Annotated in this window: 9 protein-coding genes and 1 pseudogene; 6 read left to right on the top strand and 4 right to left on the bottom strand. The window is 43.2% G+C overall.

Going from position 1 to position 10,723, the window contains the following annotated elements; genetic code table 11:
- Positions 1 to 298 precede the first annotated feature (298 nt).
- The 4 genes from WJ238_RS00300 to WJ238_RS00285 all read left to right on the top strand — a co-directional run bounded on the left by WJ238_RS00300 (position 299) and on the right by WJ238_RS00285 (position 5,246).
- The gene (locus tag WJ238_RS00300) at positions 299 to 1,549 is read left to right on the top strand and encodes a S1C family serine protease (RefSeq protein WP_316269692.1); all 1,251 of its coding nucleotides are present in this window, start codon (positions 299 to 301) and stop codon (positions 1,547 to 1,549) included.
- 29 nt (positions 1,550 to 1,578) lie between these two features.
- Positions 1,579 to 2,520, top strand: coding sequence for a 3'-5' exoribonuclease YhaM family protein (locus WJ238_RS00295; RefSeq protein WP_230105056.1), 942 nt, complete (start codon positions 1,579 to 1,581; stop codon positions 2,518 to 2,520).
- Positions 2,521 to 2,619: 99 nt separating this feature from the next.
- Complete coding sequence (rlmD, locus tag WJ238_RS00290) at positions 2,620 to 3,999, top strand: 23S rRNA (uracil(1939)-C(5))-methyltransferase RlmD (RefSeq protein WP_337605842.1); 1,380 nt, start codon at positions 2,620 to 2,622, stop codon at positions 3,997 to 3,999.
- Positions 4,000 to 4,154: 155 nt separating this feature from the next.
- A complete protein-coding gene (locus WJ238_RS00285) occupies positions 4,155 to 5,246 on the top strand; it encodes a Fic family protein (protein WP_337605841.1) in 1,092 nt (363 codons plus the stop codon).
- A 34-nt stretch (positions 5,247 to 5,280) separates the two neighbouring features.
- Here WJ238_RS00285 and WJ238_RS00280 read toward each other — a convergent pair whose 3' ends face one another.
- On the bottom strand, positions 5,281 to 5,883 hold the full coding sequence (locus WJ238_RS00280) for a response regulator (protein WP_337605840.1): 603 nt from the start codon (positions 5,881 to 5,883) through the stop codon (positions 5,281 to 5,283).
- Entirely contained in the window at positions 5,873 to 6,388 is a 516-nt protein-coding gene (locus WJ238_RS00275) for a sensor histidine kinase (protein WP_337605839.1), read from the bottom strand. Before WJ238_RS00275 ends, WJ238_RS00280 begins: the two co-directional genes overlap by 11 nt.
- Positions 6,389 to 6,619: 231 nt before the next feature.
- On the opposite strand from WJ238_RS00275, the gene WJ238_RS00270 reads away from it, so the two are divergent.
- Both WJ238_RS00270 and WJ238_RS00265 read left to right on the top strand, forming a co-directional pair.
- Entirely contained in the window at positions 6,620 to 7,945 is a 1,326-nt protein-coding gene (locus WJ238_RS00270) for an MATE family efflux transporter (RefSeq protein ID WP_337605838.1), read from the top strand.
- An 82-nt stretch (positions 7,946 to 8,027) separates the two neighbouring features.
- Positions 8,028 to 8,721: pseudogene (locus WJ238_RS00265) on the top strand (GyrI-like domain-containing protein).
- 36 nt (positions 8,722 to 8,757) lie between these two features.
- On the opposite strand, the gene WJ238_RS00260 reads toward WJ238_RS00265, so the two are convergent.
- Complete coding sequence (locus WJ238_RS00260) at positions 8,758 to 9,216, bottom strand: MarR family winged helix-turn-helix transcriptional regulator (RefSeq protein WP_337605837.1); 459 nt, start codon at positions 9,214 to 9,216, stop codon at positions 8,758 to 8,760.
- 99 nt (positions 9,217 to 9,315) lie between these two features.
- On the bottom strand, positions 9,316 to 10,449 hold the full coding sequence (locus WJ238_RS00255; RefSeq protein ID WP_337605836.1) for an ROK family transcriptional regulator: 1,134 nt from the start codon (positions 10,447 to 10,449) through the stop codon (positions 9,316 to 9,318).
- Between the last annotated feature and the right edge of the window lie 274 nt (positions 10,450 to 10,723).

Below are 10,723 nucleotides of genomic sequence, written 5' to 3'. Positions count from 1 at the left end.
GCGAGCTCGAGACAGAAGTCTCTCGCTCACGGGCATTCGCCCTAAGAAAGACAAGTCCCCGCAAAGAGCCATGCGAGCTCGAGACAAAAGTCTCTCGCTCACGGGCATTCGCCCTATAGAAATACAAGATACCAGCAGTGTCTGCAAGCAGCCCCTGCTGATCTCTTGTATTTCTGCATGGCTCTTTGCTTACGTGGACATTATACCCCATTTGAGGGGGAAAGGAAAGGATAAATGTTGAACATTGCGGGGCGATATTGTATACTAAAAAAAGGATTGTACGAGGAGAAGATGCGTCATGGGATATCAGGAAGAACCTGAAGAAAAGAAGGATGATTATGCTTTCCTTCAGGAAACGATTAAGGATGAAAATGGCGGACATAACAAGCTCCGGAATATCGTTTTAAAGTATGCAGGCCTTGGCCTTGTTTTTGGCCTTGCAGCATGCATAGGATTTTGTGCGCTCAAACCCTGGGCAGAGGAAAAATTTGCCGGCAATCCGCAGAAAATTACAATTCCTGAAGAGGAAGAAGAAGAGACAGAAGCAGAAGGGCAGGGAGAAACGCAGGAGGCGCAGACTCTGACAGTTGAAGACTATGAGGAAATGAATCGGGCTCTTATAAATATAGGAAATACTGTAAACCGCAGCATCGTGGAGATCAGGGCAGAAGGGAGCGGTAAAGAGTCGGATGAGGAACCGGCGGTATCCAGTGCAGCAGGAGTACTCTTTGAAGATAATGGGACAGAACTTCTTATTTTGGGAAGCAGCAGAGTATTAAGCGGCAGTGCAAATATCACGGTCAAACTGGCGGACGGGAAGACTTATCCGGCAAGCCTGAAAAAGAGAGACGATAATCTGGGTATTGCGGTTCTGGCTGTAGCCAAAAATACAGTGTCGGAATCTGCATGGAATCAGATTCAGATTGCTACATTGGGAAGTTCCAATAGTATTTTGAAAGGTGAGGTAATCCTGGCTTTGGGAAGTCCATTCGGTTATTACGGAGGAATGGGGATCGGCATTGCGGCTTCTACTGCAAATAGAGTAATGAAGTATGATGGGCAATATGATCTCATTTGCACAGATATCCCGTCTTCACAGGCAGGGACAGGTATTTTGGCTGATACGGACGGACAGATCGTTGGAATCATAGATCAGACGCTTTTGGATGAAGAAGGGCAGGGGCAGGTCATCGCCTATGGCATTTCTGATCTGAAAAAAGCCGTTGAATTTCTGTCGAATAATAAAGCCGTTCCTTATCTTGGAATCTTAAGCGTGACAGTAACAGAGGATCTTGCAGAACAGCAGGGGCTTCCGGAAGGAATTTATGTGCAGGAAGTTGCAGCGGATTCTCCGGCCATGAAGGCAGGGATTCAAAGCGGGGATGTGATCACCCGCATTGGAAAAACCAGTATTTCCACGCTGAGTGGATATACGAATGCCCTGATGGAACTGGATGCTGGAAAAGAAATTAAAGTAGAAGGAAAAAGACAGGGAAATGGCGGTTACGTGGACATTGATTTTACAGTGGCCATAGGAAGTAAAGAATAACAAAAATCAGACTAGAAAGAGGCAGCTATATGAGATATATCAATACTCTCTGCGAGGGAGAGACAATTCGGAACATTTATCTTTGCAAAGGAAAACGTTCTGCAGAAACAAGAAACGGGAAACCATATGATAATCTGATCCTACAGGACAAGACAGGAACACTGGACGGGAAGGTCTGGGATCCAAATTCCGGAGGAATCGCAGATTATGATGAAATGGATTTTATTGAAGTGTATGGAGAGATTATCAGCTATAACAATGCGCTTCAGATGAATATTAAACAGATACGGAAGGCATATGAAGACGAATACAACGCCGCTGATTATATGCCGACAACCGAGAAAAATCCGGAGAGTATGTATCAGGAACTACTGGCGTACGGCAAACAGATTAAAAATCCATATCTTCGTCAGGTGATAGAATATTATTTTGAAAAAGACGAAAAATTTATTAAAAAGTTTAAAGCACATTCGGCAGCCAAAAGCGTACATCACGGATTTTCCGGAGGCCTTTTGGAACATACATTAAGTGTCGTGAAATTCTGCGAGTACATGGCAGGCGCATATCCGATCCTCAACCGGGATCTGCTCTATACGGCAGCAATGTGCCACGATATTGGGAAAATGAAAGAACTTTCCCCCTTTCCGACAAACGATTATACCGACGATGGTCAGCTTCTCGGACATATTGTGATCGGCGTGGAAATGATCAGCGACGCGATCAGAGAAATACCGGACTTTCCGGAAAAACTGGCAAATGAACTGAAACACTGCGTTATCGCTCATCACGGCGAATTGGAATACGGTTCACCGAAAAAGCCGGCTCTGGCAGAGGCGATGGCGCTTCACTTCGCAGACTGCACAGACGCAAAAATGCAGACACTGACAGAAATCTTCAAAGACAAAAACAGCAAAGACTGGCTGGGATATAACCGTCTGTTCGAGACAAACCTGCGGAAAACATCGATATAAATGTGAATAAACTGTTAACGGGGACGTAGTAAACTTCAAAAGTACTACGTCCCAAATTGATATTAGTGGTGGGTATTTTTGTAAAAATGGAGTATTTTTATGCAGAAAAATGATATTGTTACAGTAGAAATCAAGGATATTGGCATTGGCGGAGAGGGAATCGGAAAGGTAGATGGATATACTCTGTTCATTAAAGACGCTATAGTTGGTGATGTGGTGGAAGCCAAAATTATGAAAGCCAAGAAAAATTATGGATATGCAAAATTAATGAATATTATTCAATCATCTGATGAACGAATTTCGGCAAGGTGTCCAGCAGCACGTCAATGTGGAGGATGTCAGATCCAGGAAATGAGCTATGACAGCCAGCTTGCCTTTAAACATGAAAAAGTCCGCAACAATCTGATTCGCCTTGGCGATATCAGCCCCGAAATGCTGGACAAAGTGATGGAGCCCATATGTGGCATGGAGCAGCCGTTTCGATACCGAAATAAGGCCCAGTTCCCCATTGGAAGGACGAGGGACGGAAAATTGACAGCAGGATTCTATGCAGGACGAACCCATTCGATCATACCGGTACCTGATGGCGACTGTGCCCTCGGAGCGGAAGAGAATCGAGAAGTACTTCAGATAATTTTGACCTTCATGGAAAAGTACAAAGTGGAAGCCTACAATGAAGAAACGCATAAGGGATTGGTGCGTCATGTCCTGATCCGAAAAGGCTTTACAACAAAAGAAATGATGGTCTGTCTTGTGATTAATGGGAAAACTCTGCCGCACAGTGATGAACTGGTCCGACAGCTTAACCAGATTGAGGGAATGACGAGTATTTCATATAGTGTGAATGAAGAAAAAACAAATGTCATTATGGGAAGCTGTATAAAGATAATTTGGGGCAAAGACTATATTACGGATTACATTGGAAATGTAAAATATCAGATTTCTCCCCTGTCTTTTTATCAGGTGAATCCAATACAGACAGAAAAGCTCTATGGGACAGCCCTGGAGTATGCGGGCCTTACCGGAAAAGAAACGGTATGGGATCTATACTGCGGAATCGGGACAATTTCTTTGTTCCTTGCACAAAAGGCAAAGCAGGTATATGGAGTTGAGATTGTACCGCAGGCTATTGATGATGCGAAAAATAATGCCAGGATAAATAGCATTGATAATGCAGACTTTTATGTTGGAAAAGCAGAAGACGTTCTTCCCGAAAAATATGAAAAAGAGGGAATTTACGCAGATGTAATTGTAGTGGATCCTCCAAGAAAAGGATGCGAGGAAGCAGTATTAAACACTATGGTAAAAATGCAGCCTGACAGAATTGTATATGTAAGCTGTGATTCGGCGACACTTGCAAGGGATGTGAAGTATTTAAGGGAAAGAGGATATGAACTGGAGAGAGTCCGGGCGGTGGATATGTTTCCACAGACGGTGCATGTCGAGACGGTTGTTCGGCTGACGAGGAAAGCCCAGTAAATCAAGGACTTCTTCCGATTCTGGGTAAAAAGACTGTGTGTTTCTGTTTCCGCAGAATGGATATGGGGGAATTGATTTACCCAAGGGGATAGACCTTGGAGAACAGGTGGTATACTTTTTTTATATTGTTGGGCAGAAAATGGAGGTGAGATGGAGTGAACCAAGATCCTTTTAAAGAATATATCAGAGAGTCAGAACCGGATAAACGGGATAAGGGGTATGCATGGCATACTGCCATTGGTCTCCAGGCTGTTGATGGTCTGAAAACATCTGAATATCTGGTGCATACAGCTGTCCGTAATATTGAGGGGGAGATATCCTTTGAAGAGGCAAATGCGCTTCTGTATGACTATTATAAAGAGAATCCTGCCCGCAATGCGGCAGATCGCACAGAGGAGGCTGATAAGGTCTCTGTCAGAATTGCGGAGCTTCTTTCAGAGAAAGCGTTCAGCTTCACGCCAAATCAATATCTTTCTATTCACAAGAAGCTGTTTAACGGCATCTATCCTCATGCAGGGTGTATCCGGGATTACAATATCACGAAGAAAGAGTGGGTGCTTGATGGAGCAACTGTACTCTATGGCAGTGCCACAGAGCTGAGGGCGACTCTGGATTATGATTTTTCAGAAGAAAGAAACTTCTCTTATCAAAATCTTTCCATGGATGAGATCATTCGTCATCTTGCGATATTTATTTCAAAATTATGGCAGATTCATGTGTTCGAAGAGGGGAATACCAGAACTACGGCAGTGTTCTTTATCAAATATTTGAAGACGCTTGGTTTTGACGTAACAAATGATATTTTTGCAGAGAATGCGTGGTACTTTCGTAATGCCCTTGTTCGAGCCAACTATAATGATCTGAAAAATGGTATACACGAGACGACAGAATTTCTGGAGGTGTTTTTAAGAAATCTTTTGTTGGATGAAAATCATCCGCTTCATAATCGGACATTGCATATCAGTGGTAATTTCAAGGACATAGAAAAACCGGACATTGAAACCGCAAAACCGGACATTGGAGAATCAAAACCGGACATTGGAGAATTGTTTCGCCCCAAAACGGCAAGATATATCTTAAAGCTTCGCGAGGCATTTCCTGGTCAGGAGATCTTTGGACGTTCGGATGTGATGAAGGTAATTGACATTAAGGCCTCCAGAGCATCAGAATTTTTGAAGGAACTGGTAAAGCATGAAGTCATTGTGCCTGTATCCGGTCATGGAAAAGGAAAATACAGATTCAGATAACGGCGAAGTTGAGACAATGAGCTTATTCCGCTCCTCACCTCAAAGGCGCAATATACCCCATTTGAAACGCCTTGGCAACCGCTTCGATGGAAGAAGTCACGCCCAGTTTTTCATAAATGTGCTGTAAATGATTGGAAAGTGTCCGTTCGCTGATATAGAGTTCTTTTGCGATGTCTTTACGCTTTTTCCCGGAGGAAATTAATTGCAGGATCTGTTTTTCCGTGCTGGTCAGCTCTTCGATAACCGGCTCGTTTTCGTCCGGCGGAAAGCAGGAACGGCCATGATAAACTGCGAGGATAGAATCCAGTAGTTTATCAGGATTTATATTTTTGTTAAGAAATCCGGATATTCCGGATTTTTTTGCTTCGTGCCGGTAAACGGGCAGGTCATAGCCGGTAAGTATGATGATCTTTAAATCCGGAATGGCTTTTAATAAGCGCCGGGCCAGCGTCAGTCCGTCGTTTTCGCTTAATTTTCCCAGGTTGATGTCCATCAGGACAATGTCAATACTTTCCCGGAGCACAAGATCTGCCAGTCCTTCTGTCTCCTGTGTGATGATGAAATGCTCGAGCTCGGAATATTCTTCTAATGCGATCGCCAGACTTTTGGCGAAAAGGGCATGATCGTCAACTAACAAAATATTGATAAGAAACATCTCCTTTCATCAAAAATGAAATATCGATCCGAACCCCATGAGGGCTATTGTCGGAAATAGACATGATTCCGTTTAAATCCGAAATCTGCTCTTTTATGGAAAAAATTCCTTTATGCCAAAGGGGGCTGTTGGTTTCGAATTTCTCGTTCAGAGGATTTCCGCTCCCGTTATCACAGACGCTGAGATTTACAGTATCTTTTTCCGAAGAAACGGTGATCCATGCGAGAGTTCCGTCGGAATGCTTGTAGATATTGGTTAAAAGTTCTTTTATCAGTCTGTACATCAATAGATCGTACGGCTCTGCAACGAACAGAGTATCAGGGCAATCGAAGGATACTTTCAGGCTCCGCTGGGGAAATGCGGAGGAGACGCTTTCGATGAGACTTATTAAGTTTTCTTTCAGCGTAAGTGTTTTTAGAATGACCGGGTGGTAATCCTGCATTTGATTGCGGATGCGGACGTTTAAGTTGTCAAGAGTCTCGATCATAATGTCCTGGATTTCGGATTTACAGATTTTTGGGGAGATTTTCTTGACAAATGAAGGAAAGATATATACAATTATAGACTGCACGGAGGGCAGATCATTCGTTGGAAATGACGAGCTGGATAAGGGTACAGGCTGAAACGCCTGTCTCTTTATCCGGCTTTTTTATTTAAGCGGGAACGAAATTCTTGATTAAGTAAAACGCTCCGTTATTAGTGAAAGGAGAGATTGAAAATGGACTTCCTAAATGGAAAAATCAAGACACTTTACTTTAAATATCTGGCAGCGGCGTTTGGCAGCGCCTTGATTACTTCTATTTATTCTATTGTAGATATGGCCATGGTGGGGCAGTATCATGGCCCGGAAGGTGCGGCGGCCCTGGCGGTAGTGGCGCCTGTCTGGAATATTATTTACAGCATGGGACTTTTAATGGGGATCGGCGGATCTGTTCTTTTCAGTACGATCAGAGGGAGAGAAGGAAGCGAGATCCGACGGTCTAACGAATATTTTACTATCTCGGTGATCGGTTCGGTGATCCTGGCTCTGGCTGCCTGGGCGGCTATTATTTTCCTGGATCGGGAACTGCTCCTGCTTTTCGGGGCAGGAGAAGAAACGCTTCCGCTGGCGCTGCAATATGTAAAACCGATTAAATTTGTTGTGCCTTGCTTCCTCTTTACACAGATGCTGGCAGCCTATCTTAGAAATGATAAAAATCCGGGCCTGGCTACCGGGGCAGTGCTGGCAGGAGGAATTTTTAATATATTCGGAGATTATTTCTTTGTGTTTATATGTGATATGGGAGCGTTTGGTGCCGGCCTTGCAACGGCGATCGGCTCTGTGATTTCTATATTGGCGATGCTGTCCCATTTCTTTACAAAGAAAAATACATTGCGTCTGGTACGGCCTTCCGGAATAATGAAGAAATTCCGCGAGGTTATTGTGACCGGATTTGCTACCTTTTTCATTGATATTGCAATGGGAATATTAACGATCCTGTTTAACCGTCAGATCATGGCTTATCTGGGAACAAACGCGCTTTCGGTTTATGGCGTGATCGTCAATATCAGTACGTTTGTACAGTGCTGTGCTTATAGTGTGGGACAGGCATCCCAGCCGATTCTGTCCGCGAATTTCGGGGCAGGAAAGGGAAGCAGGATTCGGGAGACATTGAAATATGCCCTGGGAACTACCACGTTTTTCGGCATTGTCTGGGTAGCGCTCTGCATGTTGATTCCCAATCAGTTTATCCGCATTTTCATGGATCCTACAGAGGCGGTGCTGCAGATCGCGCCCTCTATTATACGGAGTTACGGAATCTCATTTTTGCTGCTGCCACTGAATATTTTTTCAACTTATTATTTTCAGGCTGTTATGAAGCCCCAGGCAGCATTTGTGGTATCAGTATCACGAGGACTTGTTATCAGCGGAATTTTGATTCTGCTTCTTCCGGCTTTGGTCGGAGCAGACGCCCTGTGGTTTGCAATGCCGATTACAGAACTGTTTACGGCAGTTTATGCAGTTGTGATGATGAGAAATTATACTCGGAAGCTGGCGGGATAAGGGCTCTCTTTTTCGTGCAGGAAAAGCGAGGACGGATCCTTTGCAGACTGATAAAATGAAATTGTAAAAGGAGAAATGAAAAATGGATTGGATTGAACGGTTAAATGAGGCGATTCGCTATATAGAAGAAAAGCTCACAGGCAAAATAGAATACGAAAAACTGGGACAAATTGCCTGCTGCATTTAACAGAGCGTTTCAGTCGGTCCATGGGATCACCCCGTCCTCGGTAAAGAATGAGGGGACAGCAATAAAATCATTTCCTCCTATTACATTCAAGATTACGGTCAAAGGAGTGGAAGAAATGAATTATCGCATAGAAACAAAAGGGGCGTTTCGTATCGTTGGAAAGTCATATCCATTAAGCCGGGAAATCGAACAGAACTTTTTAGAAGTGCCGCAGATGTGGGATGGGGCCGTTGAGGATGGTACGATCAAAAAAATCATTTCACTGATGGATGCGCAGCCTCAGGGAGTCTTAGGCATAAGCGCCTGCAGTGATGATGAGCAGTGGAGATACTATATAGCAGTTTCGTCTTCGGCGGATATTGATGATTCTTTGGAAGAATATATCATCCCGGAAAGTATGTGGGCAATTTTTCCCGGCGCCGGCACGGGGAAATCCATTCAGGAATTAGAGAAACGTATTGTAACAGAGTGGCTTCCCACTTCCGGGTTTGAGTTTACGGAAGGGCCGGACATAGAGGTTTACTTTAATCCCGATCCGCAAAAGACAACCTATGAAGTGTGGATACCTGTAAAGAAAAAGCAGTCATAGCGAAAAGAAGCTGACGAATTTTAAGATTCAGCTTCTTTATTTTTCCGGTTTTTCAAATGTACAGAAAAGTTCGTTTAAACGATTTAAAAGATGAACTAATTGCTCCATATTATCTTCGCCAAATTCCAGAAGAAGTTTTTTCCAGGCTTCTTCGCATTTCTCCATAGAGTGCTGTGCGGCAGCCTGTCCTTCAGCAGTTGTGCTGATGGAAATTTTCCGCCTGTCTTTTGGATCGATAGTCCGCGTGATATAGTTCTTTTTCTCCAGTGTATTGAGAATATAGGAAACGGCGGGTTTGGAGATGCGCAGACGTTTCTGCATTTTTGGTACATTCAAATTAGTGCAGGACTCTTCGCTGCAGCTGCATCCGCCGGAAATATCATGAAGGATCGCCATCTCATTGATCTGCATTTCGCATTCCAGAGAAAAAAGTGATTCCAGTTTTTTAAAGCATGCCATAGAGCAGAAAAATTCTTCTCTCAATTTGTCGTTCATCTTAACTCCTTAATTAGTAAAGCCTTAACAAAATATATGAGTCAAGTATAGCGCAGTTTTGGAGGGATTTCAAGAGAAGGAAGCTTTGAGTATGCTGCATTATAAGTCTTCGATAAATTCGTTGATGTAGTATATGGCGGCTCCTACGGCGGCAGCTTCTGTCTGGTAGTGGCAGACTCGTACATAATCTCCGTTTTGCTCAAAGGGATTGAGAGAAGATACTTTTTTTCTGAACTCCTCTATATAATCAGCCATATATGGTCCGACAGATCCTCCCAATACGATGTCAGAGTCATAACACATGCGGAGGTTTTTGACGGCGATGGCAAGATGATCCATATATTGGCTGAAAATCTTGATGTATCCCGGATTGTCTCCTTTTTTCAATTCTTCAAAAAAAACGCCGAGATTTTCGTCTGTAAAATCAGACAGAACCTTTGCGGAACAGTAAGCGTCCAGACATCCTTTCTGCCCGCAGTAGCAAGGTGCGCCGCCCGGAACGATGCACATATGGCCAAATTCTCCTGCTCTTCGATTGGCGCCGTTTTGGATCTGTCTTCCGGTCATATAGGCTCCGCCCACCGAACTGCCGAGAAAAAGGTAAGTTATGGTCTCGCTGGAATCGGAAAACCAGCTTTCTGCAAGTCCGGCGGAATTGGCGTCATTGAATAGCAGGAAAGGATAAGGAATGTGGGAAGCCATGCGTTCATATATGTTGCCTGATAGATTGATGACTGTTGCATAAGAAATAGATTTCTGATCTCTGTTGATGATAACAGGCATAGATATGCCGATCCCCAAAAGTTTTCCGGGATCTGTCTGACTCTCTGACAGAAGCTGCTCGATCTCATTTCGCAGATTTTCAAAATATGCGTGAGAGTCTTCAAATGTACAGCGAAATCTCTTTTTGCAGAGAATATCCAGGTTCATATTGATCAAAACAAGGGACAAGTGATGCCTTGTAATATCAATACCCAAAGCAAGGCGGGCGTTGGCAATGCACTGGAACATATGGGCCTTTCGGCCGCCGGTTGCCTGCTGTGCGCCAGCGTTATAGATTAAGCCGCTTTCTTCGAGTAAATTCAGATTATGTGTAACTGTAGGCAGGCTAATCCCGAGTTTTGCAGAAATCTGCTGACGTGTACACTGTTTTTCGGAATAAATGAGCCGAAATACATTTCCAAAATCTCTTGTTTTAAACCTTTCACCTGTCATAAAAGTCTCCCGTTCCATTTTAATTAATATGATTAAAAGTACGTGTCTCTTACTCCTGATATATTTTAGTTTCCAATATATCTTAAATATACGGTAATACGGCCTGATAGTCAATGAAATTAGAAATTTCAGGCTTGAATAAATTAAGTGTTTTATTTAAGTTAGTGATTATTTTTATAAAAAAGATAAAAATTTAACAAATAAATACACAAAATGCACAAAAAATGAGCTGTTTAGTTATATAATAGAGAGAAGATAAATAAAGTAATTGACAAAATATAAGCCAAAAACT

It is taken from the genome of Claveliimonas sp., assembly GCF_037273965.1.
Taxonomy (GTDB): Bacteria; Bacillota; Clostridia; order Lachnospirales; family Lachnospiraceae; genus Claveliimonas; species Claveliimonas bilis.
Note: the sequence above shows the minus strand (reverse complement) of the source record. Positions and strands in the feature narration are given on the sequence as shown.